23 protein-coding genes are annotated in these 26,228 nt (G+C 60.9%); 8 read left to right on the top strand and 15 right to left on the bottom strand.

Annotated elements, in window-relative coordinates; translation table 11 throughout:
• Positions 1 to 3: 3 nt before the first annotated feature.
• From JIN84_RS00785 to JIN84_RS00740, 10 genes are all read right to left on the bottom strand, one after another.
• On the bottom strand, positions 4 to 1,377 hold the full coding sequence (locus JIN84_RS00785) for a hypothetical protein (protein WP_200349104.1): 1,374 nt from the start codon (positions 1,375 to 1,377) through the stop codon (positions 4 to 6).
• The gene (locus JIN84_RS00780) at positions 1,374 to 2,714 is read right to left on the bottom strand and encodes a LamG domain-containing protein (RefSeq protein ID WP_200349103.1); all 1,341 of its coding nucleotides are present in this window, start codon (positions 2,712 to 2,714) and stop codon (positions 1,374 to 1,376) included. Before JIN84_RS00780 ends, JIN84_RS00785 begins: the two co-directional genes overlap by 4 nt.
• Positions 2,701 to 4,212 (bottom strand): hypothetical protein, encoded by a 1,512-nt coding sequence (locus tag JIN84_RS00775; RefSeq protein WP_200349102.1) that lies wholly within the window; start codon positions 4,210 to 4,212, stop codon positions 2,701 to 2,703. Before JIN84_RS00775 ends, JIN84_RS00780 begins: the two co-directional genes overlap by 14 nt.
• On the bottom strand, positions 4,209 to 5,207 hold the full coding sequence (locus tag JIN84_RS00770) for a prenyltransferase/squalene oxidase repeat-containing protein (RefSeq protein ID WP_200349101.1): 999 nt from the start codon (positions 5,205 to 5,207) through the stop codon (positions 4,209 to 4,211). The genes JIN84_RS00775 and JIN84_RS00770 overlap by 4 nt, the downstream gene beginning before the upstream one ends.
• A gap of 26 nt (positions 5,208 to 5,233) precedes the next feature.
• Positions 5,234 to 5,848 (bottom strand): hypothetical protein, encoded by a 615-nt coding sequence (locus tag JIN84_RS00765; protein ID WP_200349100.1) that lies wholly within the window; start codon positions 5,846 to 5,848, stop codon positions 5,234 to 5,236.
• Entirely contained in the window at positions 5,845 to 8,496 is a 2,652-nt protein-coding gene (locus JIN84_RS00760; RefSeq protein WP_200349099.1) for a hypothetical protein, read from the bottom strand. The genes JIN84_RS00765 and JIN84_RS00760 overlap by 4 nt, the downstream gene beginning before the upstream one ends.
• Before the next feature lie 201 nt (positions 8,497 to 8,697).
• The gene (locus JIN84_RS00755; protein WP_200349098.1) at positions 8,698 to 8,958 is read right to left on the bottom strand and encodes a hypothetical protein; all 261 of its coding nucleotides are present in this window, start codon (positions 8,956 to 8,958) and stop codon (positions 8,698 to 8,700) included.
• Positions 8,955 to 9,392: a PIN domain-containing protein gene (locus JIN84_RS00750; protein ID WP_200349097.1), complete on the bottom strand. Its 438-nt coding sequence runs from the start codon at positions 9,390 to 9,392 to the stop codon at positions 8,955 to 8,957. The genes JIN84_RS00755 and JIN84_RS00750 overlap by 4 nt, the downstream gene beginning before the upstream one ends.
• Positions 9,393 to 9,412: 20 nt before the next feature.
• Positions 9,413 to 10,342: a 2-dehydropantoate 2-reductase gene (locus JIN84_RS00745; RefSeq protein ID WP_200349096.1), complete on the bottom strand. Its 930-nt coding sequence runs from the start codon at positions 10,340 to 10,342 to the stop codon at positions 9,413 to 9,415.
• Between the two features lie 9 nt (positions 10,343 to 10,351).
• On the bottom strand, positions 10,352 to 11,344 hold the full coding sequence (locus JIN84_RS00740) for a hypothetical protein (RefSeq protein WP_200349095.1): 993 nt from the start codon (positions 11,342 to 11,344) through the stop codon (positions 10,352 to 10,354).
• Between the two features lie 168 nt (positions 11,345 to 11,512).
• Between JIN84_RS00740 and JIN84_RS00735 the strand changes: the two genes are divergently transcribed.
• Positions 11,513 to 12,244 carry an outer membrane lipoprotein-sorting protein gene (locus tag JIN84_RS00735; RefSeq protein WP_200349094.1) on the top strand — a complete coding sequence of 244 codons (732 nt, stop codon included), beginning with the start codon at positions 11,513 to 11,515 and terminating at the stop codon, positions 12,242 to 12,244.
• 24 nt (positions 12,245 to 12,268) lie between these two features.
• Here JIN84_RS00735 and JIN84_RS00730 read toward each other — a convergent pair whose 3' ends face one another.
• Complete coding sequence (locus tag JIN84_RS00730; protein WP_200349093.1) at positions 12,269 to 15,349, bottom strand: glycoside hydrolase family 2 TIM barrel-domain containing protein; 3,081 nt, start codon at positions 15,347 to 15,349, stop codon at positions 12,269 to 12,271.
• 269 nt (positions 15,350 to 15,618) lie between these two features.
• On the opposite strand from JIN84_RS00730, the gene JIN84_RS00725 reads away from it, so the two are divergent.
• From JIN84_RS00725 to JIN84_RS00710, 4 genes are all read left to right on the top strand, one after another.
• Entirely contained in the window at positions 15,619 to 16,677 is a 1,059-nt protein-coding gene (locus JIN84_RS00725; protein WP_200349092.1) for a DUF262 domain-containing protein, read from the top strand.
• The gene (locus JIN84_RS00720; protein ID WP_200349091.1) at positions 16,674 to 17,336 is read left to right on the top strand and encodes an MAE_28990/MAE_18760 family HEPN-like nuclease; all 663 of its coding nucleotides are present in this window, start codon (positions 16,674 to 16,676) and stop codon (positions 17,334 to 17,336) included. Before JIN84_RS00725 ends, JIN84_RS00720 begins: the two co-directional genes overlap by 4 nt.
• A gap of 216 nt (positions 17,337 to 17,552) precedes the next feature.
• Positions 17,553 to 18,338, top strand: a complete 786-nt coding sequence (locus JIN84_RS00715) for a TatD family hydrolase (RefSeq protein ID WP_200349090.1) — start codon at positions 17,553 to 17,555, stop codon at positions 18,336 to 18,338.
• A 114-nt stretch (positions 18,339 to 18,452) separates the two neighbouring features.
• Positions 18,453 to 19,598 carry a metal-dependent hydrolase gene (locus tag JIN84_RS00710; protein WP_325099538.1) on the top strand — a complete coding sequence of 382 codons (1,146 nt, stop codon included), beginning with the start codon at positions 18,453 to 18,455 and terminating at the stop codon, positions 19,596 to 19,598.
• A gap of 53 nt (positions 19,599 to 19,651) precedes the next feature.
• Here JIN84_RS00710 and JIN84_RS00705 read toward each other — a convergent pair whose 3' ends face one another.
• Entirely contained in the window at positions 19,652 to 19,888 is a 237-nt protein-coding gene (locus JIN84_RS00705) for a thioredoxin domain-containing protein (protein ID WP_200349088.1), read from the bottom strand.
• Positions 19,889 to 20,048: 160 nt separating this feature from the next.
• Here JIN84_RS00705 and JIN84_RS00700 point away from each other — a divergent pair, with 160 nt between their 5' ends.
• Both JIN84_RS00700 and JIN84_RS00695 read left to right on the top strand, forming a co-directional pair.
• Positions 20,049 to 20,387: a winged helix-turn-helix transcriptional regulator gene (locus JIN84_RS00700; RefSeq protein ID WP_200349087.1), complete on the top strand. Its 339-nt coding sequence runs from the start codon at positions 20,049 to 20,051 to the stop codon at positions 20,385 to 20,387.
• Positions 20,384 to 21,091: an MOSC domain-containing protein gene (locus JIN84_RS00695; RefSeq protein WP_234043110.1), complete on the top strand. Its 708-nt coding sequence runs from the start codon at positions 20,384 to 20,386 to the stop codon at positions 21,089 to 21,091. Before JIN84_RS00700 ends, JIN84_RS00695 begins: the two co-directional genes overlap by 4 nt.
• A gap of 16 nt (positions 21,092 to 21,107) precedes the next feature.
• Here the strand turns inward: JIN84_RS00695 and JIN84_RS00690 are convergent, their stop codons facing one another.
• The 3 genes from JIN84_RS00690 to JIN84_RS00680 all read right to left on the bottom strand — a co-directional run bounded on the left by JIN84_RS00690 (position 21,108) and on the right by JIN84_RS00680 (position 24,740).
• Positions 21,108 to 22,082: a ParA family protein gene (locus tag JIN84_RS00690; RefSeq protein WP_200349086.1), complete on the bottom strand. Its 975-nt coding sequence runs from the start codon at positions 22,080 to 22,082 to the stop codon at positions 21,108 to 21,110.
• Positions 22,079 to 23,272, bottom strand: coding sequence for an ATP-binding protein (locus JIN84_RS00685; protein ID WP_200349085.1), 1,194 nt, complete (start codon positions 23,270 to 23,272; stop codon positions 22,079 to 22,081). Before JIN84_RS00685 ends, JIN84_RS00690 begins: the two co-directional genes overlap by 4 nt.
• Before the next feature lie 310 nt (positions 23,273 to 23,582).
• Positions 23,583 to 24,740 carry a substrate-binding domain-containing protein gene (locus tag JIN84_RS00680; protein ID WP_200349084.1) on the bottom strand — a complete coding sequence of 386 codons (1,158 nt, stop codon included), beginning with the start codon at positions 24,738 to 24,740 and terminating at the stop codon, positions 23,583 to 23,585.
• Positions 24,741 to 24,854: 114 nt separating this feature from the next.
• Between JIN84_RS00680 and xylA the strand changes: the two genes are divergently transcribed.
• Positions 24,855 to 26,159 (top strand): xylose isomerase, encoded by a 1,305-nt coding sequence (gene xylA / locus JIN84_RS00675; protein ID WP_200349083.1) that lies wholly within the window; start codon positions 24,855 to 24,857, stop codon positions 26,157 to 26,159.
• Positions 26,160 to 26,228 lie beyond the last annotated feature (69 nt).

Below are 26,228 nucleotides of genomic sequence, written 5' to 3'. Positions count from 1 at the left end.
CTCTCACCACTTTTCCGCCGCGCGGAGTTCCTCGTATTCCGGGTCGTAGATATTGAACTCGATGCGGTTGAAGGCGGCGGTCTTGAAATCCGCGTTGCCGAAGTTCTGGCTGCTGCCCGAGAGGACTCCGGGTTTCACTTCCTCCAGCCGGAAGACGACGGACGAGCCGTCCGGGAACCATCCGCGGACATCGCCGTTCTCGCGTTTGCAGCGTTCCAGCTCGGCAGGCTTCAGGGCGAGGGAACGCAGGACCTCGATGGGCAGCTTCACCTCGCGGAAAGGCGTCTTGATCGAGATCATGCCCTCGGTGATGGAAAGGACCTCTCCATCCAGCGAGTCGCCATTCCGCAGTTCCATCCGCCCTGCCTTCGGTTTCTCCTCCTTGGGCGGAGCTTCCAAGGGATCGGGCTCCTCCTCGTCCAGCAGGCCGTTCCCCACCTTCGGGTCCGGCATCTGCTCCACCTCGCCATCCCATGCGGCGATCTCGATGCGCGAGACCTGCACCGGTGAAATGCTGGATGAAACAAAATGCAACCAGCGTCCGACCTTCAGCTTCGCGACATCCGGATCGGTCCAGACATCGATGATCTCGCCATCCACGAAAATGCAGACCTTGCCGGTCTTCAGGCTGGCCCGGACCTCGATGCGGGCCTTCTCGTTTTCCTGGAGCGCCTCGGCGGTGGCGCTGTTGCCGAGGTTCTGCGGATTCCTGCCAGAGCGCAGCGAAAGGTAGCGGTTCCTGAAGGTGAGGACGTAGCCATCGGCCGACCGTGCGCTCCCGGGCTCGCCCGCGAAAAAATTCAAGTCCAGGCTGAAAGAGTCGCGCCAGGCGGCGTCGAAGGAAATGCTGCACTCGTCCGGAAGTTTCATGTCACGGGCGATGCTTCCCGGCGCCGACGACCGGAAGCCGCCGTTCTGATAATTCCATGCCGGCTTGTCGCCGGATTGTTTCCAGTCATCCAGCCCGGTGGGTCCGCGATAGAGCAGGTCCGGCCGTCCGGAGATGCTGATGTCAGAGATCATCAGCCGGTTGAGTTTCATTCGGCCTGCGAACCAGGTGTCCAGTTCGACAACCTCGTCCCCCACGGACGCGAGCTGCCCGCGGAGGATGTCGCCATTGGTGAGGGAAACGGAGGCCTCGTGGCGGGCGGTTCCCTCCGGATGTTCCGGCGTCAGACCGAGTTCCAGGACGTCCTTGAGGAAAAAGGAAGCGGGCTTGTCCAGGATCGGGGATTTCCATACCAGCGCCTCCGGCGAGAGGGATTCGAGGGTGCCCGGCAGTTGGTCATCGTTGGCGAAGCGGACGGTCGAAACGGTCTCCTCCGCCGCAAGGAGGAGCGTCATGCCGAGAAAGGAAGCGGTGAGGCGGGCTTTCATTCTCCGGTCTTGTCCAAGGGTTCTGCGACGGCGCGTTCGATCGCGGCGACGCCTTGCCGGCCGATTTTCAAGGTGCCGAGCAACGGATGCTCCGCGGTGACGCCATCGTCCGCGAACACGCAGGACGACAGCCGCAGCGAGCCTTCGTCCCGCAGGCGGAGCACGAAAGCGGGCTTGGCCTGTTCCACGGGGGCGTCTCCGGCCTTGGCGAAAAACAGGGTGGAAACCTCGGACTCCAGAAGTTCGAGCGCCTCATCCTGGAAATCGCTCTTGAAGGAAAACACGCTGCCCTCCGGCCTTTTTTGGATACCGATGAGATGTCCTCCCCAGCGGTCGTCATCGCGGCTGATGAGGCTGTCGTTCCGGGTGTCCCCGCGGTCTTCGGCCCGGTGACGCACGCGGGTGTTGTCGAACTCGGCGATCTCGATGTTCCGGACCTGCACCGGGCTTCCGTTGGGTGAGGCGTTCGCGAGCGTCACGCCACCGCCCGATGGAGGTTCCGGCATCACGTCCACTCCGGATCCCTCCGGCTCGCCATTGAGAAACAACTGGATGCGTGAGGCGTTCCGGTCCACGCGGATCTCCACCTCCAGTTGGTTCGCCTCGTACTTGTCCGGGGTGCGGGGAAGCTGCATCACCGTGCGGGTCTTGGGCCCCTTGGTGGAATGACGCTTGATTTCCATCCCCGCGCCATTGAACTGGAAGTGATATCGATCGACAGCGTCGGATCCGGGCTCCAGCGGATCGGCGAAATAAATCAGGAAATTCGGGTTCCGCTGCCACTCGAGCGAGAATTTCAGGATGAACTGGCGTGGTGTTTCGAAATTTTTCGAAGCGCGCGCCGGACCGTTCGCGGACAAGGATTTCTTGGAGAAGGTCCAGTTCTCCGCGCCACCGCCGTCATGGTTCCACTCGCCGAGGTTCTTGGGACCGGAATAGATCACCCTGCGCGTGCGGACGCCGAACTGCAGCGAGTTCACGACCGCCCGGGGGATCGTGACCTCTCCGGAATAAGGAGTGGTGACGGAAAGATTCTTGTCGTCCAGGCCGCTGATCGTGCCGGGAAGCAGATCTCCGTTCGCCAGTTCCACGATCGCACCGGGCGGGCTGCCGGCCGTGCCGGACGCGCTGAACCGCACCTCGCTGACGGCACCGGGCACGAGCTTCAGCGGATCCGGCGAGAGCGGGGAAACAAGCTCGACCACGCCGTTCCCGTCGATGGAACGGACGTCGCCCGTCAGGCGGGCGTCGCCGGCCAGCGTCAGTTCGTCGGCGTTTGCGGGCGGGCCGGCGAAAAGCAGCAAACCCAGCCAGGGTCTTGGATCAAAACTCGGCATCCCAGTCGTCGATGATGTTGTTGGTGTTTTGGAAATCGAGCATGACCGCGGATTCCAGATTGAAGTTCATTTCCCCGCAGATGGGATTCAGCAGGCGGATGCCGTCCGCGTTTCCGGACACGGGCTTGCCGGAAATCCGGCCGAGCGGCCCCATGCGGACCATGACGGAGCCTGCGGCGGGCTCGCTCTCCGTGGCGAGCTTGTTCCGTGCGAAGCGGATCTCCGCGATGTCATCCAGTTCGAACTGGAAACGCCCGTATTTGTTCTCCATCAAGATCCTGCCGTCGCTGAAACCACCGACTTTCCCGGAGAAACGATCCGTGCCGTTTGCCAGCAGCACGATGTCCTGCTCGTCGGTTTGCATGCTGCGGGCGGCGTCCGGCATGCCGTTCCACTCCGCCGTCATGATATCCGAGATCCGCACGGGGGATTCCTCCGTCTGCACGACGAATCCGAAACCATTCCCCTTCCCCGAGTAGCGCGCGGCATCCGGCGGAGTTCCATCCTGCTCGCTCCACCGGGCCGCGGAGTCTCCATTGATGAAAACGGCGATCTCCCCGGAAATCCGGCTGCAGCGGATCTCAACCGTCGCCGTGCCGGATTCCCCAAGGCGGATGGAAGCGCCGTTGTTCGGGATCCGCTCGACCGGGACGCGGGCGGTGCCGTCCGCCGAAACGCGGAACAACATCATGTGGGTGGAGAAGATCTGCAGCACGTAGGCATTGCCGAACAACGTGGGAAAAACGCTGGAATCGCCGGGGGAGAATCCGTTCTGCCTGCGGGGCTGGGCCTCCGGTTCATTCCCGTCCGCGGGTTTCTTCTCCGGCTTCTTGAAATCCGCATGAAATCCGATCGCGAGCGAGAGCCGGTTCCTCCATGCGACGTCGAAGCGCAGGATCGCCCGGTCCGGCATGGTGTTCTCCTTCAGCAAAGCGGTGCCGGACAGCTTGCCCGGCCAGTACCACGCGGACCCGGAAAACTGCCAGCGCCCGGAATTCTCCCCACCTTGGTCCTTTTCATCCCTGGAGGCGGGAATGCCTTCCGGGGATGACGCGTCCGCCATTTTCCACTCATCCTCGATGAAGGGACCGTGGTAGTGGAGCCGCCCGCCGAGCGGAGCCGGCGCGAGCATGGCCACCTGCTCACGCGGGATCCTCAGGGAACCGGCGTAGGTGGTCTCAAGCGTGATCCCCTTCTCATCCATCGAGGCCACCGTTCCAGGAATGCGGTCCCCGTTCACCAGGGCGACGTGGGACAGGGCGGCGAGCCCGCGCTTCGGGCGGCCGCCATTGAGCACGATGTGGCGGAGCTGGTCCGTCTTGAACTCCACCGGGGCGGTGACATCCCCGCGCTGCCAGACGACCTGCGGTCCCTCCTTGATGCCCATGAATTTCCCATGGAGCTGGTCGCCGTTCCCGAATCGCAGCAGGTCGTGCGGTTCGGCGGCATGCAGGACCAGCAGGCCGGTCATCCATGATATGGCGAGGAGGCGGATCATTTTTCGTAAATCGGCAGATAGCGGTAGTTGAGCGCGAACGACAGCAGCGCGCCGGCGGTGTTGAACGACGGCCCCTGGTTTCCGGGGAACGAGCCGTCCTGCGACTGGATGGTGGACATGTAGCGGATGTTGCGGGTGTTCCATTCGCGCCATGCAGCCTCGTCCGCATGGAACAGCGCCTGGGCCATGTAGTATTCGTAATAATACGGATAGTAGCGGTCCCGGTAATCCATGTTCTTTTTCAAGTAGGCGAGGCTTGCCTGATAGCCCTTGGACTCCTTTTCCTTCGCGAGGGAATAGCAGAGCGATCCGATCGCCGTCAGGGTCGGCTTGCCACCCGAGGAAGAGGTGTAACCATAGTCGCCATCCTTGCCTCGGCAGGTGGCCAGATAGGCGAGCCCCTTCTTGATCACCTCGTCCGGCACGCCGATGCCCGCGTTTCTCGCGGCGAACAGCGTGACCATCTGGCAACCCGTGACCGTGGTGTCCGCATCGTGGCTGTCCGGAGTGTAGCGCCAGGCGTTGAACCGGTTGCGTTTTTGCGCGCTGATGATGAGGTCCACCGCCTTCTTCAGCGCCGGGGCGATCTTCGGATTGTCCAGCACGCCGTAGCACTCGGCCAGCGCCTTGGTGGCGAAGCCGTGGTTGTACATGCTGGAACCGATGTAGCCGTTCTTGTCGTTCTGCTGGGAAAGGATGTAGTCGATGCCGAGGCGGATGTTCTTCGCATAGCGCCCGTTGTTGGCATCCTCGCCGTGGGCGAGGAACGCAGCCACACAGAGGCCCACGACGCCGGGCTCCCCACCCACGGGGTCGTTCCAGGAGCCTTTTTCGTTCTGGCTCTTCGCGAGGTATTGCAGGCCGCGCTCGTACATCAGCTCCACCTGGGCGGGAATGGTTTCTTCCGGACGGCCCGGCACCTCCTGCGCCGTCGCGGCCGGAAAGGATGCCAGGAGCACCAGGGAAGCCAGCAGCCTGACGGACGTTTTCACCATCAACGGATGACGCGCGCCCACCATGGTCACTTCACTTTCCTTTCCACGCCACGGTTGTAGGCGTCCATGGCCTTGCGGAACTCCTCAGGCAGGGCAGCGCCCGCGCCGCCGCCGGCTTTGGGAACACGCCGTGTTTCGGTTTTCCCGCCGGTGATGCCCGCATCGTTATCGTTCGCGGAATCGGATTCGCCGGTGAGGCCGTAGCTCCCTTCGTCGCTGGCCTCGCCGTTCTTGCCGTTCGCCTTCTTCTCGCCATCCGGCTTCTTGCCCATCATGCGCTCCATCATGTCCATCATGGCTTCGCTGGATTGGCCGCCGCCCTGCTGTTTCTGCTTCTCCTTCGCCGCGGCATGGATCTTTTCGATGATCTCCGTCTGGGCGGCGATGGTATTGCCACCGGTGTCGGCTTCGGCGAGCTGGTCGGTGGCCTCGTCCATGATCTTCTCCACCTCGTTGAGCATTTCGATGACCTGCGGGACGGTCTGCTCGATGACCAGTTGCTGGACATCCGCGGCGAGTTCGTCCTGCTTGTCGGCCACCTTGTTGGAGCCCTCGCGGTGTTTCTCGACAACCTCCTCCCCGGCCATGGCGAGGCAGGGCATGAGCAGGAAGAAACCGGCTGCGGCGAGGTGGTGTTTCATGGTGTTTCGGGATCGGTGGATTCTTCTCCGCCGCTGCGGCGGAGTTGTTCAAGGGCACGGGTCTGGGCGCGGATGTCCTGCTCCTGCTGGATGAGTTTCATCACGCGCAGCATGAATTCAAAGTCCTCATCCTCGGGATCCGGCTGGCCTCCCTCACCCGCACCGCCACCGGAGCCGTCCTTGTTTTTCTCGTCCTCAAGCTTCTTCGCCCAGCCGCTGAGTTTGTCCGCCCAGTCCTTCGCACTCTCGGTGGCGAGGTAGGATTGGTTCGCGGCGAGAAGGTTGCGGACCTTCGCGAGCCCGTTGTCGATCTCGGATTCCCGCATTTCATCAAGGATCTGCTTGAACGCCTCGGCCTTGGTACGGGTGAAATAGTTGCCGAGATCCTCCTGCAGCCAGCGGATGTCCGAAGCGGTGTTCGCCTGCTGGCCGCCCACCTCACCGAGCCGCCGCTGGTCGGAAGGATCGAGGACCGAATGTTTCTTCCCGAGGATCCGCTCGAAGATGCCGACGAGCGTGGTGACGATGCCGTTTTCCTCGCTCGCGGCCTTCTTCAGGCGGTTCGCGAAAGTCCCGGCTTCGAACTGGCGGTTCGCGTCGTTCGCCCGGGCGATGGCCTCGCGCATTTTCTCCACTGCCTTCTTCTGCTCCTCGACGGCCTTCGCCACATCCTGTTGGGATTTTTCCGGAGTGTTCGACGGCTCCCGGGAGTCGCCGAGATTTTCCTGGACCTTGGGGAGATCCTGCTGGGAAAGCTCCTGCATGGGCTTGAGCGACTCGGCCATTTTCCTGAGTGTTTCCTTCGCGATGTCGCCATTCCTCGCGGCGTCCTTCATGAGGCTCTCCATGCGCTCGGTGAGTTCCTGCATGCGCCGGTTGCTCTCCGCCTCGGCGGCTTCCTGGGCCTCGAGCCGCTTGGCGTTCTCCTCCTGCTGGAGTTCCCCGCCATCCAGGCGTTCGAGCCGCTGGTTCTCGTCGAGCAGATCCTGTTCGCGGCGGGCGAGGTCTTCGAACTCCGTGAGGACGCGGTCGAACTTGGTCTTCAGCATCTGCGCGTGTTCGTCACGGGTGAGCACGTAGATGACGACCGGTTCCGAGTACGCGCGGCCGCGCTCCGGAAAATAATCCGCGCTGAAACCCCGCAGCGTGATCTTCTGCGGCGTGATGCCGAAGGCGGCGGGGGAAAACGAGGCGGCGGTGCTGACACGGTTCCGCTCGGGGCCTCCGTCCGTAAGCTTGATCTCCCCCTTGGCCGGCGGCTCGTCCGTCGGGCGGCTCAACTGGCCGGACCACTCGATGCCGGCCAACCGGACGCCGAAATCATCCTCCGCCAGCACTTCGAAATCCACCGTCTCCTCCGGCAGCATCACCTTCTGCCGGTCGATGCCCTGCAGGTAGCAGCTTGGAGCGGCGTCCTTGAGCGCGTCCACCCGCACCTTGAATCCGGTCTCCCCCACGAGCCCCAGCTGGTCCTTCCAGGTAAAGGGAATTTCAAACGGTACGGCTCCCACATCCAGCACCGGAGTGCTCGCCACCAGCCCTGAAATCGCGAGCTGCCCCTCGGCCGGCACATGCCCCGGCACCCCCTCCTGCGGCGTCTCGATGACCTGCGTCCTTGTCGGACCGAAGCCGCCCCCCGCGAGCGGACGGTTGCTGGTCAGGTCGATGCGGATCTTGCTGCCTTCCACCGCCGGGATGCCACCGCTCTTGAGATCCACGGTTTTCTCCGGGATTTTCAAATAGGCGGGCGGAGTGACCGTGGCCGTCGCATGCTCGACGCCCGGCCGCTGGACCGGATCGACGCGCAGGCTGTGCTGAAGGTCACCGATGCGGAAAACGATGGTTCCCGGATCCTGCTGTCCGGGAAATGTGAAGCGATAGGTGTCTCCCTTGAGGGCCGCTGCGACCTCGGCCTGGAGGCCGTATCGCCCGGATGCCTCGGCCGGCCGCTGTTCCGAATCCTTGGAAAGCTTCAACCTGACCTCGAACGCCTCGCCGAACGGCACCGCCTGGTAGACCGGCGGATTCTCCAGACGGGCGAAGGTGTAGCGCTGGGTGTCGGACAATGGCATGATCCATCGCTGCATGGCGTTGTAGCCGGCGCGCGGGGTCAGGACGAAGGCGGCGGAGGACAACCCGGCCAGCGCCAGCGCGACCAGGGTCCAGCGGCGGTGGAACCGGCCCGGAAGCGCCTCCTCCAATTTACGCCGCCCCGTTTCCGCCGCCACGGCCTCCATCGCCGCCTCGCGCAGCCGGGGCGAGAAGGTGTCCGCGTTCCCTTCCTGATTCTGCAGCTCGATGACGCCCAGCAACCGGTCTCCCAGTCCGGGGTATCGTTTGGCAATGAGTCTCGCCAGTTGCGCCTCCCGCCGCTGTTTCCAAACCCAGCGGTGCAGCCAGTAGGGCGCGAAAACGGTGAACAACGAGATACCCGCGAGCAGGATCCCCAGCCGCGCCCAGCCCGGCGTCTGCCAAAAGCGGTCCAGCACATAAACCAGGAGGAACGAAACCAGCAGGCCGATGAAACCCGCCGCCACCGCTTCCATGATTTTCGCCCGCCACAGATGACGCCGGAAGTCGTCCAACTGAAGCCTGAGGGCTTCCGGAATGACAACTTTCGAGTGGGGCGGACTGGATGGAGGAGGCATGAGGAATCAACCGGCGCACCGGATCTGCAACGAATGACAGAACCTCCCAAATCGGGGCCGGGAGTTCCAGCCGATTATCGCCGAGATTCGGGCATCCACAAGCGGGTTTGTGGCGATGACCGCCTCCTGTCAGTTGCTCAGTCATGCGCACGGCCGCACGAACCGGGTATCGCCCAATGATAATATGTCCGGCAACGGAGGTCAGGTTCGAGGCCCGTCTGTCGAAGCGGGATCATACAACCTTGCTCCAGTCGGCCTCATCAATTCCCCACTCTTTAGAAGGCTTTTCACTTCTTCGTGCAAACCCTGAACGGTCTCCTCCGCAAGCCATTGACTTCTATCTGTTGTGTAGTTGCCCACTCCGTCCTCGAATTGCTGAAAAAAACGGGCGTAGTCTACCGGGCCCAATTCACGAAAGAGAATGGCCTTCGCTTTTTTATTCAGTTCGGCAACGTGTGTCATGGAAATGCGACGAGATCGACCGGGTTGAGCAGTTTTACCATCAGATAATCCTGTTGTCTTGCTGATTTTTTGAGCAATCGATCGTCCGTGGTCACCAAAAAATCACATCTTACCTCTTCGGCGACCGCGATGTGGAGGGCATCCAGTGGAGTCATTCCCAAACTCTGAATTTTCAAAGCCCTGTCAGACAAAGACTGTGATGCCGGAACATGAAGGGATGAATAACGGGTCATTTCCAAAGTATGATGCCGTTTGACGAGGTCCGGATTCCGGCCTAGCTCAAAAATCAGATAATCGCTCGTCACGATTTCGAACCTACCGGATCGCGACTCTTCCAAAATCCACTCCACCGCCTCCGCTTCCAGTCTCACCCTCATCTGGGAGAGATCGTCGTAAGGACGATTTAGACAACAACAATCCAAGTAGAGCAGCATCAGAGCGGAGATTTCTACGTTCAAGTCGTTTCAGCCAGCCGCCCGCGTATCCTGCCCAGCAGTTCCGTCAGGCGAGGCATCTCCACTCCGGCGGCGGTGGCGCGGCGCAGCGGTTCCTCCCAGATCGGAGCGACCTCGACCTCGCGGCCTTCGACGAAGTCGATCATGCTGGAGGTCCGGTAAGGTCCCATCGGCCGGGTGCGGTCGATATTGAAATCGATGAGTTCCCGGCCCAATCCCAGCCCTTGGGCGTTTGCGGCGGTGATGACCTCCGTCATCAGGGCGCGCATCTCACCTTCCGTTTCGGGAGAGTCCAGCAGGACATCCGTGGTCACCCCACCCTCCGCCACGGAAAGTCCGTTGAAGGGGATGTTCCAAACGAGTTTCTCCCACTGGGATTTTTCCAGATTCTCCACGGCGAAGGCCTGGATCCCCGCGGCCTTGAAGCGTTTTTCGATTTCCGCCGCCCGCCCCGCATCGTCCGGCTTCATCTCGCCGACGGTGATCCGTCCGCCCGCCGTGTGGCTGACGAGTCCCGGGGAAAGCCGGTTGATGCAGACGAAACAAAGGGCTCCCAGCACCCGCTCCGCCCCGACGATTTCCGCCAGCGCCTCGCAGTTTCCCAGTCCGTTCTGCAAGGTCAGCACCTGGGTGCCCGCGTGCAGCAGCGGTGGCAGGATTTCCGCAAGCTGATGGTTCGCCGTCGCCTTCCAGGCCACGATGACCAGGTCCACCGGCCCGATTTCCTGCGGCGTGCGGCAGGCCCGCACCTGAGGAAGGCGGAAGTCCCCATGCACGCTCCCGATCGTGAGGCCTTTTTCTGAAACCGCCTCGTAATCCGAGCGCATGAGGAAACGCACGTCCTCACCCGCCTGCGCGAGCCGGCCTCCGTAATAAAGTCCGATGGCTCCCGACCCGACAATCGCGACGCTTTCAAATGTCCAGCTCATGCCACCGGGTCATTCATCCTTGAAGGCCTCGGCCCGCCGTCCGTCGATGCAGCGCGTCAGCCACCCCACGAGTTTCTCCGCCTCTTCCGATTCGTTCCGCATCGAGCTGAGCGCGGTCCAGTCCAGATGGGGACGGGAGACGGCGCCGGAAATGCGGTTGATGTCGAGCTTGGCCATGATGGCTTCCGTTTCACGCGGATGCGCGTTGAGGATGTTCGCCGGGCGCGGCAGTTCGTCGAGGGCGTCCGCCGTCAGGCCGAAGGAGGTGACGCCCACACCGAAGTTCGCGCTCATTTTCCGCAGGCCGTCGGCGAGCGCCTCGTCCTCGATGGGCGCGGCATAGACGAGTTCCCCGCCCTGCGCCCACATCGAGACGGCGAGGGTTTGGAAAAAATCCTCACGGTAGGTCTGCAGGGACGGCTGGATCCGCAGCCGTGCGGCGTGGAGGCGGAATGGCGCGATCCCGAGCCTCTGCTTGAAAGCGAGCATCGTCTCGTCCAGCGACATCTCCTCGTCCGGCGAACCGCCGGTTTCCCAATCCACCAGCACCAGTTCCGGGTATTTCCACAGATTGCTGATCGGCGAGTCCTTGGCGAAAGCCTGGCGGAATGCGAACGGGAAACGTCCGTTGATTTCAAAATAGCGGGTCACCACCGCACGGAACTTCCGGATCCGCAGCATGGTTTCATCCACCACATCCTGGTCGGCGGTGGTGAGATCCTCGAGCCGTCCCTGGGTGAGGGCGAGCAGTTCCTGCGCGCCGGAAAGCGCGGGCAGCGGAGCGCTGCGCCGGTAGTAGCCCTGGCCCTTCTCCACCTTGGCGATGGGCGAGGCCGGATCGCACGACATGATGGAAAAATGATAACGCAGTGATGCGTCCGAGTAATTCCCCGTCAGTTGCAACCGCGTCAAACGAATCAGTTCCGTCCCCTTGATGGAATCCGCAGGGTTGCCCGGAAGAAGTGTGGGAAGGATGTCTGATAGCTGCTGGCGAAGGCTCATAGGGGGTTTCGAACGGCGTTCTCGTTCCGGGGTGATCCAATTCGCCCGGCCCCCTGTCAGCAAGCCCCAATGCTCCGGATTCTAAAAATTAATACGGGATTCCCATGATTTTTTGAAGGAATCCATTGCGAAACAGGTCTTTCCCGGCGATTCCTTTTACCCGTCACCATGAATTTCAAATCATTCTTTCCTGCCGCGGCGCTCGCCATCTCGCTCGTCGCCAGCGCTTCCGCCCAGCAGCCGTCCGCGCAGCAGATCCTCGAAGGGGCCCGCATCTCCGCCACCCTCACCAAGCTCGACGAGGGACTCAGCGGAAATCTCAAAAAAAGCGGTGCGAACGTTCCCATCACCCTCTTTCTCAAAGGCAAGGACATCCAGTTCCAGTTTTCCGAAAACAAGGGTCCCTGGCGGATCTTCCACATGCGGATCGGCGATGAGAATTTCAACCTGTTCGAAATCATCAACGGCAAGACCACCGAGTTTCCCGCGGACAAGATCGTCCAGCCCATCGCCGGGACGGATCTCACCTACGAGGACCTCGCCCTGCGCTTCTTCTATTGGCCGAATCCCAAACTCGAAGGCACGGAGGACGTCGGCGGACAACCGTGTTACAAGCTGCGGGTGGACAAGCCGAAAGGAGCCTCCGGCCGCTACGAGGTGGTCTACGTCTGGGTCCACACCAAGTTCGGAGCCTTCATGCGCATCCGCGGCCATGACAAGAACGGCGGACTGGTGAAGGAATTCCAGGTCGAGGACGTGATGAAGGTCGCGGACAACGTCTGGACCCTCCGCAAGATGCAGGTGGCCACCTGCGACCCGAACAACGGAGGCCGCAGGCTTTCCATCACGGATGTCGCCTTCGACAGCCCGAAAAAGGTGGCACCGCGCGGGGTGAGATGAGGCCCCCCGGGGTGCCGCGGGATCTCACTCGCCCAAGCGGAACACCAGCGAACCGTCCTGCCGCCCCGCCACCTTCGCGGGTTGGCCGGAGGGGCCGGAGTTCGCGGGTGTGAGGAACTTCGAACCGATCGCCGGGATCGCCTTCATGAATGAAAGATCCCCTGCCGGAAACGCCACGGTCGTGAACGGGTGGCTGATCCTCGGGGTGCCGATGCGGAGATAGGTCCCGGGCTGCGGGCTGGAAACCGTGAGCGGCCCCGCCGATGTCTCGAACCGCGCCCAGCGCATGTCGGCGAAGAAGCCTTGGAATTCGGGAAAATCCCACGACACGCCCGGCTGGATGTCGTTCCGTTGCTTTTCATACACGCCCAGTGTCGTGCCGCGCAGGCGGTTCTGCCAGACACGGCTGGGCCCTTCCCCGAGCCATTTCACGGATTGGAAGGTGTCTTCCGCGTGATCGAAGGTGATGCCATGATAGGTGAACTCGCCGTCGAGCGTGTAGGAGTAGTCCAGCCGGAGGTCTCCCGATCCCGCCAACGTCCAGCGGAAACGCTGCGAACCATCCGCCGCGACGCTTTCCAGCCAGTCCGCACCGGTGGTCACCGTCGGAGGCGAGGTCGCGGCGGCGGGGAACCGTTCCGCCTGCCAGGCCACGCGCAGCCGCTTGACCGCAGGTTGTCCGCCGTCCACCTGACGGAAGTTAGAAAGCCTCACGGCCGCCACCATCTGCGGCGGGAACTCGTAGCCATTGCCGTCGTTGTTGCGGCGTGTGGCATCGTAGATGGTCTTCCACTTTTCGCCATCGGGTGAGATTTCCAACTTGAATCCCGCCCAGTTGATCTGCCTCGGAAGACCCAGATCGATCTCAAGAAGATTCAGCATCCGGGGAGTCTCCGGTTTCCATAGCATCCCACCGTCCGGTCCGGCGGTGAGACTGGCATCCTCCCACCGGATGTCTCCCTTCGCGGGTCTTGCGAACACCACGCGCGGTCCGTCGCACAGCGACGAGGCCTTGCCGTCCCGGCTGAAATTGGCGAGCCGGCCGTCCTTGTCGAACGACGCGGTCACCTCACCCGCAGTGAGCGAAATTCCGGCGTCCCCGGTGACGGCGGCGACCTTTCCTGATGGCTCCGTTTGGGAAGCGCCATCCCCGGCCTGCGCGGGCGTCGCCCATGTCCACGTCCATAACTCCTGGCCGTTCCTGTCCGTGGCCACCAGCGCGAGCGCATCGGATTTCCGCCAGTCGGCGGGCAGGGCCAGTTGAAGGTCGCCGTCTTTCCCAGCGGGAATCCCGGGAGCGTCCAGCTTCCCATGACCCAGGACCTCCTCCTTGCCACCACGGTCGGACGCCTTGGGAAAACGCAACAACCGCCACTCGAAATGACAGCCCTCGAGGGAGAGGAAATCATAGCGGTTCCTCACCGTGAGCCTGCCATCGAACGAGGCATCCAGCACCGGTGCGGCTACCTGGACGGGCGAAAAGACATCGCGCACGGTATGATAGCTCCCCTTCTTCTCATGGCGAGGCCCCACGATGCCGTCCGGCGCGTAGGTGCTGAAGACATCGATGCGGTTTTCCTGGTCCGTCCGCATGATGCCCTCGTCCGCCAGCACCCAGATGAAACCTCCGCCGCCGAATGGTGACGCGGCGATGGCCTTCCAGTAATCCTCCAGTCCCGCACCCGCGCCGCCGTCGAAGAGACCGTGGATCATTTCCGTCGGCATCACCGTGTTCGGACCGGCGAGGCGTTTTGTCAGGTCCGCGAACGATGGGTAGTGCTTCGTGTCCACGCCATTGAAGGCCTCCCACGGATGCAGCACGGTGCGGTCCTGGGGATCGTAAAGCCGGAAGTCCCCGTCCAATTCGCGGTTCCAGCCGCCTTCGTTGCCATTGTCCCAGAAGAGCGTGCACGGGTGGTTCACATCCCGCGTCACCATCTCGCGGACCAGCTTGCGGCCGATCTCCGTGCCATGCGCGTTCTGCCAGCCGCTGAGCTCGTTGATGACATACAATCCGAGTTCGTCGCAGGCTTCCAGAAACGCCACATCCGGCGGATAGTGGCTCATCCGGACCGCGTTCATGTTCATGGATTTCAGCAGCCGCACGTCGTCGTAGCAGGACTCCTTGTCGAGGGCGCGCGCCGTTTCCGGACGGAAGCTGTGGCGGCAGACTCCCTTGAGCAGGATGCGTTCGCCATTGAGAAAAATCCCGCCGCCCTTCCTCACCTCGATGGTGCGGAAACCGAAGCGCTGGGTGACTTCATGAATGTCGGAGCCCCCCTTCTTCAACGCGAACTTCACGGTGTAAAGCTGCGGCGTCTCAGCCGTCCACAGCGCGGGCTGCGGGACCTTTGTCTCCACGCTCACCCGGCTGGCACCGCCTCCCGGAATCTCAGCCGAGAAAACATCCCCCACCGGCTTGCCCGCCGCATCGTAGAGCCGCGCCTCGAGCAGGGCGGACTCCCGCAGGCTTCCGAAATCCACGTTCGCCTTGAACACCCCGTCCGCCGTCGCGTTCACCGACACCTGTTCGATGCGCTGCTCCGGCACCGCCTCCAGGAACACCGGGCGGAAGATCCCGCCGAACACCCAATAGTCCGCGTTCCGTTCCGCGCGTTCCGTCAGCGGGTCCGCCGAACATTTCGAGACATCCACCTCCAGGACATTCTCCTTCCCGGGTTCCAACAGCTTGGTGATGTCATGGCGGAACCGGTAGAACCCGCCCTGATGCACCGGCCCCGCCGGTTTTCCGTTCACCTTCACCGCGGCGTCCGTCATCACCCCGTCGAACACGATGCGGACGCGCCGTCCCTTCCAGTTTTCCGGCACGGTGAAGCGGGTCTTGTAGATGCCGTGCTCGTCCGCCTTTCCGCCCGGGCTCTCGCCATAATTGTATGAACCGAAGCCATGTTGCTCCCAGTTGGACGGTACCGGAATGGTCGTGGCCTCTCCGGCGCGCCGACCCTTCGTCACGGTGAAGTCCCACGGCACCGCATCCTTGGGACCATGGCCGGAGAGATAGAGCAGCTCCGTCTCCGCCGCGTGGGCGGTGGTTATCCCGAGCAGGGAGATGAGAAACAGTCGGTGGCGGTTCGGGAGATTCATCTGGCAGGGCGATGGATGGGTTTTTGAGAAAAGGGAATTCCGACAACGATTCAATCAGCCCCGATGTTTCACGTCCAACACCCGAATGAGTAAATACCGGATTCATGCCTGACCGAAACTGATTCGGAATCGCCAAGACCCTGACGGCATGCTCGGATTTCCTTGCAATTTGCGCTCGGAACGATAGTTCCTCCCTCCAAATGAACGTAACAATGCTAAACGACGAAATTACCAAGGCTCAGAGGCACGTCCGAACTGATGCATATCAAATGTCAATCGGCGAGATCGTCAGCATGTATGAAAGGGACGAGATCACAATCGATCCAGATTTCCAACGTTTATTCCGCTGGGAAATCAGCCAAAAATCCAAACTGATCGAATCAATTTTGTTAGGCATTCCTTTGCCCTCAATCTTTGTATTTGAAACAGCAGAAGGAGAATGGGAGCTTATCGATGGGCTTCAAAGAATTTCCACCATTTTCGAATTCATGGGCATTCTGCGTGATGAGAGCGGAAAATTGAGGACTCCCTCCATTCTGGACGGAACAAAATATCTCCCATCTCTTCACAATGTCGTCTGGGAGAAATCGCCTGAAATTGCAGGTGACGGCATAGATGAATCAGACCAAATAGCGCTCGACAAGGCCGCGCAGCTTGCTATTCGAAGAGGTCGACTTGGAGTGGAAATACTGAAGAGGCCGAGCGACAATCAAACAAAGTTCGACCTCTTCCAAAGGCTCAATGCTGGGGGAACTCAAGCAAACGCTCAAGAACTGCGCAACTGTATCATGGTAATGTCTAATCGACATTTTTTTGATGCAGTCAGAAGCGCTTCAGAGACGCGGGATTTCCTAGAAGTCATGAATGTATCAAAGGAACAAATTAGAAAACAAAGAAACATGGAGTTCGCGGTCCGCTTTCTTGTTCATGTTAATATGCCTTACGACGGAAAACTTGACGTGGAGGAATATATTGATGATGGAATTGTTAAATTAGCGAATAAGATTCCAAGCATTAGGGCATTTAACCAGATCACACAAACCTACAAACTACTGAAAGACGCCGCCGGAAAAAACGCGTTACGAAAATTCACCGGCTCATCTCATACTGGCAAAGTTGGCCTTGTAGGCTTAGAAGCGATCGCGGTCGGAGTCGGCAAGAATTTGAAAAGAATAAACAATCTGCCATCACCTGCCGACTTCGTTAGAAGCAGAATTGAAGAATTTTGGTCTCAGCCTGATTTATCGAAATTCACCTCCCTTGGATTACGGGGAACCACCCGAATCCAAAGGACTGTTGATTTCGGGAAAAACTGGTTCGCACCATGAGCAAACCTTACAGCATTGAAAATCTCGTCCAAATCCTTGCCGATGATAGAACTTGGAGAATACGGGAAATCGGAGAATTGAAGACCGCTATCAAACGTGCTGACCCAATCCTAAGGAAAGTATTGCTACGCGGCCTTATAACTCTGTGCTATGCACATTGGGAGGGCTACGTAAAGGCGGCAGCATCCAAATACATGGAGCACATAACATTAAAAAAGCTTAGATTTGATCAACTTGATAGACAGTTTACCAGGAACCGATTTCTACCACCGCTTGCAGCAATGAACGCAAAAAAGGGCAGCTTTACGGAACGCAGCTTGCTCATAGACGAGATACTTGATTCGAACGACAAGCAATTCAAAAGGGTCCATTCCGATTTAATCAACACCCAATCCAATCTGAATTTTAAAATTTTCGAGTCGATTTGCTTAGTTTGTGGGATATCCAGCGCGAGTTTTTTGGAGCACGAAACATTCATCGACTTATTACTCCTCAAGCGACGCAACTCCATAGCTCACGGTGAGGATATAATGATCGACATGAGCGATTTAGAAAGCGTCACCACCAAAACAATTGAACTGATGCGGATGTTTGGCGACCTACTCGAAAATCATATTGTTCAAGACAAGTTCCGATCATCAAGCACAACCAACCCGTAATAATCGCGCAATCCTTCCAGACACCATAAATTGAGCCCCCAAGCTAGCTTCATCCATCATCCTCCTTCGAGACCTTGGCGCGTTGGAGGTGAATCCTCAAAATCGTGACCCCGACAATCACCGACAACGATAAAATATCCAAAGGGGTGTGGCGCTGACGTTTCCCAGCTTCGCCATTGATCGGAGCCCGTTCCCGGTCCAGCCTGCCACCAGCCCATGCCACTCTGGACCGACGCCCACAACCACCTCCAGGATCCCCGGCTGGGCGATGCGGCTCCGGTCGTCGCGGCGATGAAGGCCGCCGGCGTGGCCCGCTGCATCGTCAACGCCACCCGCGAGGCCGACTGGGATGCGGTGGAGACCCTGTCCCTCGCGCATCCGGATTTCGTCGCGCCCGCTTTCGGCATCCATCCGTGGCACGCCCACACCGCCACTCCCGGCTGGCAGGATCGTCTGGCCGGGCTGTTGGAGAAACATCCGCAGGCGTCCATCGGCGAGTGCGGACTGGATCAGTGGGTTTCCACCCCACCGTTGGAAATCCAGCGGCCCGTCTTCATCGACCAGCTCCGCCTTGGCAGGGAGATGGATCGCGCCGTCACCATCCATTGCCTGAAGGCATGGGGCGAACTCTTCGAGATTTTCAAGGAGGATCCGCCTCCGCCGCGTTTCCTCATGCATTCCTTCGGCGGCAGCATCGAGATCGCCCGGCGTTTGATCCCGCTGGGGGCCTACTTTTCATTTTCCGGGTATTTCCTCCAACCTCGGAAATCCGCCGTGATCGAGGTTTTCCGCCAGCTTCCACAGGACCGCATCCTGCTGGAAACCGACGCCCCGGACATGCTTCCGCCGCCGGAGATCATCAGTCATCCGCTGCCGGAAAACCACAACCACCCGGCGAATCTGGCAGCCATCGGCGAGGCCTTGGCAGGATCATTGGGAATGTCCGGCGAAGCTCTGGCGGAACTGACCCGCGGAAATGCGGAACGGTGCTTTTTCCCGTGAGCCGGGACATCGGTTCCATGGATTCCGTAGGACACCTCGCAAACCACCGTCCGAATTGAGGACCGGTCGTGTTTCGGAGTTCCCGAATGAAAAAATTCAGGCATGGTCGGCGGCGTGCATTGGATCACGCAGGCAGCTTTGGGGGCGATCATCGGCGAGATGATGATGGGCAGGAAGCTGGGAAAGCTCGCGTTGGTGTGGGGGGCGTTGTTCGGGTTGGTTCCCGAGCTGTTCGAGTTGCTGGTTTCTCCATTCCTGGATACGGCGCGGGAGCTGGCATGCGGGCGCGGGCTGGGCCATTCGCTGATCATCACCGGATTGGGCGCATGGTGGGCGGCGCGCGGACTGGAAAAGGTTTGGAAACGGGAGAAGGTCTCACGGTCCGAGGCGGCTTTTTTCGTGCTGGCGGTGTGGTGGGCGCATGTCCTGGTGGATGGGTTCACGGTGGAAGGCGTCTCGTTTTTATGGCCTGTTCCCGGCGGCCGGGTGGCGTTCGGCATCCTGCATCGGACGGACTTCTGGTTCTCCGGACCGCTGGTGGTCACCGCGGTGTGGCTCGCATGCCTGCCCATGGAAAAGCCGGGGAAAAAACGGGGCAGGAAAACAGCCCCCGCACCCGCATCGAAACGACGGAAGCTGCTGGCCTGGGGGCTGGGGTTGAGCGCGGGCTACGCCCTGCTGGCGGCGGGCATGCAGTGGCGTGCGTCGGCGGGATTCGAGGCGGACCTGGCACGGCGTGGAACGAAATGGGTGCGGCGCATGGAGTCCCCCACCCCGTTCAACATCTTCCTGTGGCGGTCCGTGCTGGACCGTGGCGACGAATTCCAGGTGGGTTACCGCAGCGTGTTCGAGCCTGCGGACCATCCGGTGCGGTGGACGATCTATCAAAAAAGCACGGAAGCCATGGCCGGCGTGGCGGAATTGCGCGAGATGAAGACACTCGCCGCCGCGACACAGGGCTGGTGGATCGCACGCCCCCACGCGAAGGGCGCGTGGATCGGGGACCTGCGCCTGCCGGAGGCCCGCACATGGGGCAGTAAAAAAGGGATGGTGGACAGCCGTCTCGCCTCGTCGTGGGTGGTGGACGCCACGACCAAGGAAGACCGGCTGCGGCGGATCACGCCATCGGCAGGGACGGGTGGAGATTACCTGGAGCGGTTGCTCGGCAGGATTTTCAACAATCGGGACAACTGGGAAGCCAATCCCCGGCTGGCCGGAGTGGCCGGGAGCCTGCCGGAATTCCTGCCGGTCGTCGAGTGACCCCGGCACCAAGCCCCGTTTCCCCACGGAGAGGAAACGGGACCGGTGATGCATCAGCCCAGCGCCTCGATGGCGGCACCGAAGTTGATGTGGAACGGAACCCCGCCCAGCACCAGCGCGGGCACGGACTTCACGCCCGCCGCCTTCGCTTCGCCCACGCGCCCGGCCTGGTCGCCGAGATGGACGATTTCGACATCGAAGCGGGCGGGATCCAGCGAGAGGGCGACACTTTGTTCGGCCTCCACGCAGACAGGGCAACCGGCATGGTAGAAGGTGGCAGTCGTTTTCATGATGATGATTTGTTTTTCGGTTATTGGGTCGCGATCGGATTTCGTGTCGCGCCGCCATCATCCACCGCATCCCGTTTTCGCGAACAGGGCACTTTCCTCCGGGGGGGTTACCAAAAGGTTCCCTCTCGACACCATCCGCTCCCCTCTGTCTTCTGGTGGCATGCCATCCGGAAAGCCGAAGTTCATCCCGCTGAGCGACCGCACGAACTACCACCGCTTCGAGGATGTCATCGGCTGCAAGTGGAGCTCCTCCGTGGTCGCCGCCGTGGCGCAGGAAATCAAGCGTCCAGGAGAACTGGAACGCTTCATCCCCGGCATCTCCACCAAGGTGCTGAACGAACGCCTGCGCAAGCTCGTCGTCTTCGGCGTGCTGGTCCGCACGGAGCACCCCGGCCTCCCGGCCCATGTGGACTATGATCTGACGGATTCCGGCAGGAAACTCGCCGCGCTCCTCGACCAGGTGCGCCAGCTCAACCTCGACCACCCCGCCTCCCCATGAGCAACATCCACGTCCTCGCCCTCCACCTCGGTCCGGTCCGCCAGATCGAATCCGGACAATCCGGCGAATGGTGGGACAAGCCATGGGCCACCGGCTTCCACAAGGAGCCCCAGTCCGGCCCGCGCTGGCTCGGCTACGAAGGCTTCCGCAGTGACGAACAGGCCGACCGCAAGCACCACGGCGGCCCGGAGAAAGCCGTCTGCGTCTACCCTTCCGAGCATTACGACCACTGGCGGAAAACCCTCGCCTTGCCGGATCTGCCGCACGGTGCCTTCGGCGAGAACCTGACACTCCACGGACTTCTCGAAACCGGAGCCTGCATCGGCGACCGCTACTCCCTCGGCGAGGCGGAGGTCCAGATCTCCCAACCCCGCCAGCCCTGCTGGAAACTCGCCCGCCGCTGGCAGGTGAAGGACCTCGCCGTCCAGGTCGAGACCACCGGTTTCACCGGCTTTTACTTCCGTGTCCTCCGCCACGGCCATGTCCGGCCGGGCGATGCCCTCACCCTCATCGACCGCCCGTTCCCCGGATGGACCGTCGCGCGCTGCAACCGGATCATGCATCACGACAAGCAGGACACCGACGCCGCCCGCAGCCTCTCCGAATGCCCCCTCCTGTCCACCAGTTGGAAAGACTCGCTGCACCTCCGCGCGGAGAAGAAGGCCACGGCTTCCACCAGGCTGCGGACCGAACAGCCGGAGTAGATGGTGCCCCCGGATTTCAGAAGCCTGAGAGAATCGCGTCAGCCAGTTTGCTAAAATCCTTTTCACAATCCTTGACGCTCGAACTGTGGGCGCCGATCGCTCCATCCGCCGCCTTCAGATGAAATATCGGCTTTCTCGCCTCCATCGCCATCGGCATGAGGCTGCGATAGTGCTTGAGGAGCCCGAGGCAGTGTCCGCTGGAATCATCCAGCGACAGTTGTTCCCCATCGCCCAACACAGACTTGCTGAACACCTCGGGAATCCGCTGGGACCATTTATCATATGCCTTCACCGGCCGGCTGTCCCTGATTCCGAACTGAAGGATGACATATCCCAAGGGGGTCATGTTCCCTATTGGAAGATCGAGGGATTTTTCGGGATTCTTCGATCTCCGTTCGAGCCATTCCTCCCTCCAACGGCGCAACGTAGGTCCAAGATTCATCAACCCCTGGATGGAAAATAGATCGGGTGCCAAAGGCACCACCACCGCATCCGCACAAATGAGCGCCGAACGATTGATCGCTCCGAAGTTCGGGCCAACATCGATCAGAATGATGTCCGCATCAAAATCCCGTGCGGCGATCCGTATCAGGCGGTGAAACGCGCTTGTGATCCGAAAAGCCGCTTCGTCCCGATCCAGGCACTTGATCCAGGCTTCCGAAAGTTTTGATTCAAAACTGGAGAGATTCAGATCCCCCGGGATCAGTCGCAATCTGCTGGAGATCGAACGAACCGGTGCCGGCCCGATGTCACCCAGGCCCCTGATCAGCGGACTGATGGGAGCCATGATGCTTTGCTTGCTATCAACGTCCGGGTCCCAGAGCTTTTCCAACTCGGATTCTTCGAGAAACATCGACGTCACATTTGCCTGAGGATCGAGATCGGCGACGAGCACCCGCTTCCCCATGTCCGCGAACATCCATGCGAGGTGATAAACCAGCGTGGTCTTTCCCACCCCGCCCTTGTTATTGAAAAATGCCAACGTTTTCATCTTTGCGGATGCTTGGGAATGCAGGAAAGGAAATGATGCGTCTCAAACTTGAAGATTGGTTCAGAGCTTCCATTCTCTTCCAACGCGCGTCTGGCGCGCATCACCCCCCTTCCGAAGCGATTCACATATCCCAGCACATGCATCGCCTCGGCGATGATCGGATTCCGGTAGGTATTCACGCCCGGAAAATTCTGAGGCGAAGCCTCACCATAAAGCCCTCCCGGATTCTGGATCTCGATCCGATCCGCGAACTGATAAAAACGTACGGGGCTTGTCGATTGATAATCACGATGCAGCACCGCATTCATGAGAAGTTCGCGGATCGCATCCGGAGGAAAATCAAAAACCGCCTGCTCGCGCAAATCTGAGATGGCGACCGGCTTTTGCGTGAAGCGTCCTTTGAGGAAGCTGTCCATTTCCGACAAGACGGTAATCAGGCTCCCCGTAAATGTTTTCTCCGCAACCACTTCGTCAGCCAGATCCTCTCCGTCGAATTGAACAAACTGGATCTTTGCTCCGGGAAAAAGGTCCAGCGGATCGTAGGCGAACATCAGCATCCCGGCATTCGTGGGGCAGTCCCGCCTGAGGTTGAAAAAACGTAGGGCGGCAAGCTGCTCCTTCACGGTGCGGTGATTCTCGGCGATCACCTCTTCCGCCACCGCATGTGGTCGATAGGTCTGGCGGAATGTTTCCACATCCAAGCGCTTCAATTCACCTTCCGGGCACGGGGTCGCATCGAACGTGGGGAAATTAGCGGCGCGGCGCTCCATCAGGATCCTTTCTTCGGCCTCGCTCGCAGTGTCCTTGCGCGGCCCCACACGGATGTGGACGCGCCCGCGGTAACGGACCGGAGGCATGTCGTGTGGCGTCACCTGCACCACCAGAACATCTCCATCACCATCCGGATGAGGAACTTTTGAGATGTTCAGCACTGGAAGCGGGAGAATCTGACCGTCCGAACGATATGAGGCGAATTGTTGAAGAAGCTCGTCGGTGATCGGAAGACGAAATGTAGCATCTCTCTCATCAACTCCGATAAGCAGATAACCGGGCTCTCCCCTGCCCGCCATGTCATTGGAAAAGGAGCAGATTGCTTCCCTGAACTTGTCCACATCCTTCGTGGAACGGGTCATTTCGACACGGTCGATTTCACCGGAAGCGATCAGGGACTTGAGAGTTTCGGAATTCATCAGGCGGAAGGACTATTTCACGCCCGCCGACGGAAGGAAAGCCTTCCCAGTTTTTTTCAAGATCGAGGCTTAGGCAGAAAACGAGCGGCATCTCACCTCGTTTCATTTTCCGCCTCCGTTTAAATTCAGAAAAATGAAGCGGTCCGACTGATCATCCTCACAGGAAAACCCATTAACCATGGAGGCATCTCAGTCGAACCGCCTTGTGTCGCGACGCGGGGGAAATAGCACCGCCCATGCCAACTGTCTTCGTGATTTTTTCGATTCCCGGGGGCACTTTCGTCACACACCGCCGGTTGACCACCGGGCGTCATGAAGGCTTCCGGCGGGCGTCGCGCCGGTAGGTCGCGGGCGGGGTGCCGACGATCTCGCGGAAATTCACCGTGAGGCGTTCGTTGCTCTGGAAACCGCAGCGCTCGGCGATGATCGCGACGGGCAGGTCGGTGGTGGTGAGGAGTTTTTTCGCCCGCTCGATGCGTTCGTGCTGGATCATGGAATGGGGCGAGCGGTCGAGCGCGCCTTGGAACCGCCGCTCCAGCACCCGGCGCGAGACGCCCGTCCGGCCGGCCCAGTCTTCCACCGAGAGGATGGTGGAAATCTGCTCCACCAGAAGCTGCATCGCCCGCCGCACCACCGGGTCGCTCACCGCTTCATAGGAACTGGAGCCGCGCGTCACGATGTCGAGCGGCGGTACGAGGACCGGCGAGGTGGGATTTTTCCCTTCCCAGATCGCCTCGATGGTGAGCACCGCCTCCGCCGCGAGCCGGCGCCATGGCAGGCGGATGCTGGAGAGGGCGGGCCGGGCCATCTCGCAGACGGTCTCGTCGTCATTCGCGGAAATCACGCCGAGGGCGAACGGGACTTCCAGGCCGATCTGTGCGGCCGCCTCCAGCACATGCCGCCCCGTGGGATCGTGCGCGGTGAAAAGCCCCAGGGGGGTCGCCTGCGCCGCGAGCCAGCCGACCATGTCCTCGTCCGGATCGCGCCAGTATTCATCATACTGCCGCCAGTCGCGGAATTCCTCCCAGTAGACGGCGCACTCGCCCACGACGGACCGGAACCCTTCCAGCCGTTGTTTCGCATAGTGGGCGTCCCCCCTGCCAACGAAGGCGAAGTTCTGATAGCCGCGGGATACCAGGTGTTCCGCCGCAAGCCTGCCGATCGCCACGTCGTCGATGTCGACGTGATGGACTCCCTCCACGGGCTGGTCGGACGGCACGAGGATGACCGGGCAGCCCAGCGCGACGAGTTCTTCCGTGAGTCCCGGATGCCACTCCGTCACGATGGCGCTTGGTTTCCATTCCGCCAGGCTTGCCAGCAGAAGATCCCTCTGCCGGTAGAGGTCGATGATCCAGAAATCATAGCCCATGCCCGCGAAAGGAGCGAGGCCGGGCGTCAGACGGCGGACGTTCACGGACGACTGCACCACGGCGATGCGGCGGGAAATCTCGGGTTTGACGTGTCGCATTTCATCAAGAAGCTACCGGAATTTACGGTAGCAATGCCAGCGGAATCTGCGCTAGCTTGCAATGAGTCGCGCATGCTGCGGCACCGAGCCAACCAACCGAACCAACCCATTATCATGAGCTTATTCCCCTGTGAAGCCGTCAAATACGAAGGCCCGGGTTCAAAAAACCCGCTTTCTTTCAAGCACTACAACGCCGGCGAGGTCGTCGCCGGAAAAACCATGTCCGAGTGGTTCCGCTTCGGCTGCGCCTACTGGCACACCATGCGCGGCACGGGGGCGGATCCCTTCGGCTCCGGCACCGCTTCCCACCCGTGGGACGATGGCACGGAATCCATCACCAACGCCCAGAACCGCGCCCGCGTGTTCTTCGACTTCATCGACAAGGTCGGCATCGACTACTACTGCTTCCATGACCGCGACGTGGCTCCCGAGTGCGCCACCCTCTCCGAGTCCAACAAGGCGCTGGACGCCGTGGCGGACGTGCTGGAGGAGGAGCAGAAGCGCACCGGCAAGAAGCTTCTCTGGGGCACCGCCTGTCTCTTCGTCCACCCGCGCTACCAGCAGGGCGCAGCCACCAGCCCGAACGCGCAGGTCTATGCCTACGCCGCCGCACAGGTGAAGAAAGCCATGGAGGTCACCCACCGCCTCGGCGGCGAGGGCTACACGTTCTGGGGCGGCCGCGAGGGCTACACCACCCTGCTCAACACGAACATGAAGCGCGAGCTGGACCACCTCGCCCGCTTCCTCCACATGGCGGTGGATTACAAGAAGGAAATCGGCTTCAAGGGCCAGTTCTACATCGAGCCGAAACCACAGGAACCGACGACCCACCAATACGATTCCGACTCCGCCGCCTGCCTCAATTTCCTCCGCGAATACGACCTGCTCGAACACTTCAAGCTCAACATCGAGACCAACCACGCGACCCTCGCGGGCCACACGATGGAGCACGAGCTCACCGTCGCCTACGAGGCCGGCGCGCTCGGCAGCATCGACGCGAACATGGGCACGCCGAACGTCGGCTGGGACACCGACCAGTTCCCGACCGATCTCTACCTCACCACCCAGACGATGCTGGTGCTCATGAAAATGGGCGGCTTCACCACCGGCGGACTCAACTTCGACGCGAAACGCCGCCGCGAGTCCTGGGAACCCGTGGACCTCGTGCACGCCCACGTCGTCGGCATGGACGCCTTCGCCCGCGGCCTGAAAACCGCCGCCGCCATCCGCGCGGACGGACGCATCGACCAATTCATCGCCGAGCGTTACAAGACATGGGACAGCGGTGTCGGAGCCGAAGTCGAGGCCGGAAAAACCACCCTCGCAGGACTGGAGCAATACGCCCTCGCCAACCCCGAGCCGATGGTCGCCAGCGGTCGCCAGGAAATGATCGAGGGACTCTTGAACGAGTTCATCTGAGCTTCTCATCTGGGCCACCCTCCCCGGAGGCGGAAACCGGAGCGCGGAAGTCATTCCACGCGACGGGGT

Source organism: Luteolibacter yonseiensis (assembly GCF_016595465.1).
GTDB lineage: Bacteria > Verrucomicrobiota > Verrucomicrobiia > Verrucomicrobiales > Akkermansiaceae > Luteolibacter > Luteolibacter yonseiensis.
This window is presented reverse-complemented; position numbering and strand designations above follow the sequence as displayed.

Bases quoted from the DNA above. Each gene is read 5' to 3' on its own strand.
- JIN84_RS00775 (WP_200349102.1), bottom strand. From the start codon at position 4,212: ATGATCCGCCTCCTCGCCATATCATGGATGACCGGCCTGCTGGTCCTG.
- JIN84_RS00745 (WP_200349096.1), bottom strand. From the start codon at position 10,342: ATGAGCTGGACATTTGAAAGCGTCGCGATTGTCGGGTCGGGAGCCATC.
- JIN84_RS00750 (WP_200349097.1), bottom strand. From the start codon at position 9,392: ATGCTGCTCTACTTGGATTGTTGTTGTCTAAATCGTCCTTACGACGAT.
- JIN84_RS00735 (WP_200349094.1), top strand. From the start codon at position 11,513: ATGAATTTCAAATCATTCTTTCCTGCCGCGGCGCTCGCCATCTCGCTC.
- JIN84_RS00685 (WP_200349085.1), bottom strand. From the start codon at position 23,272: ATGAATTCCGAAACTCTCAAGTCCCTGATCGCTTCCGGTGAAATCGAC.
- JIN84_RS00725 (WP_200349092.1), top strand. From the start codon at position 15,619: ATGTCAATCGGCGAGATCGTCAGCATGTATGAAAGGGACGAGATCACA.
- JIN84_RS00770 (WP_200349101.1), bottom strand. From the start codon at position 5,207: ATGGTGAAAACGTCCGTCAGGCTGCTGGCTTCCCTGGTGCTCCTGGCA.
- JIN84_RS00690 (WP_200349086.1), bottom strand. From the start codon at position 22,082: ATGAAAACGTTGGCATTTTTCAATAACAAGGGCGGGGTGGGAAAGACC.
- JIN84_RS00715 (WP_200349090.1), top strand. From the start codon at position 17,553: ATGCCACTCTGGACCGACGCCCACAACCACCTCCAGGATCCCCGGCTG.
- xylA (WP_200349083.1), top strand. From the start codon at position 24,855: ATGAGCTTATTCCCCTGTGAAGCCGTCAAATACGAAGGCCCGGGTTCA.
- JIN84_RS00720 (WP_200349091.1), top strand. From the start codon at position 16,674: ATGAGCAAACCTTACAGCATTGAAAATCTCGTCCAAATCCTTGCCGAT.
- JIN84_RS00785 (WP_200349104.1), bottom strand. From the start codon at position 1,377: ATGAAAGCCCGCCTCACCGCTTCCTTTCTCGGCATGACGCTCCTCCTT.
- JIN84_RS00680 (WP_200349084.1), bottom strand. From the start codon at position 24,740: ATGCGACACGTCAAACCCGAGATTTCCCGCCGCATCGCCGTGGTGCAG.
- JIN84_RS00780 (WP_200349103.1), bottom strand. From the start codon at position 2,714: ATGCCGAGTTTTGATCCAAGACCCTGGCTGGGTTTGCTGCTTTTCGCC.
- JIN84_RS00755 (WP_200349098.1), bottom strand. From the start codon at position 8,958: ATGACACACGTTGCCGAACTGAATAAAAAAGCGAAGGCCATTCTCTTT.
- JIN84_RS00765 (WP_200349100.1), bottom strand. From the start codon at position 5,848: ATGAAACACCACCTCGCCGCAGCCGGTTTCTTCCTGCTCATGCCCTGC.
- JIN84_RS00730 (WP_200349093.1), bottom strand. From the start codon at position 15,349: ATGAATCTCCCGAACCGCCACCGACTGTTTCTCATCTCCCTGCTCGGG.
- JIN84_RS00705 (WP_200349088.1), bottom strand. From the start codon at position 19,888: ATGAAAACGACTGCCACCTTCTACCATGCCGGTTGCCCTGTCTGCGTG.
- JIN84_RS00740 (WP_200349095.1), bottom strand. From the start codon at position 11,344: ATGAGCCTTCGCCAGCAGCTATCAGACATCCTTCCCACACTTCTTCCG.
- JIN84_RS00695 (WP_234043110.1), top strand. From the start codon at position 20,384: ATGAGCAACATCCACGTCCTCGCCCTCCACCTCGGTCCGGTCCGCCAG.
- JIN84_RS00700 (WP_200349087.1), top strand. From the start codon at position 20,049: ATGCCATCCGGAAAGCCGAAGTTCATCCCGCTGAGCGACCGCACGAAC.
- JIN84_RS00760 (WP_200349099.1), bottom strand. From the start codon at position 8,496: ATGCCTCCTCCATCCAGTCCGCCCCACTCGAAAGTTGTCATTCCGGAA.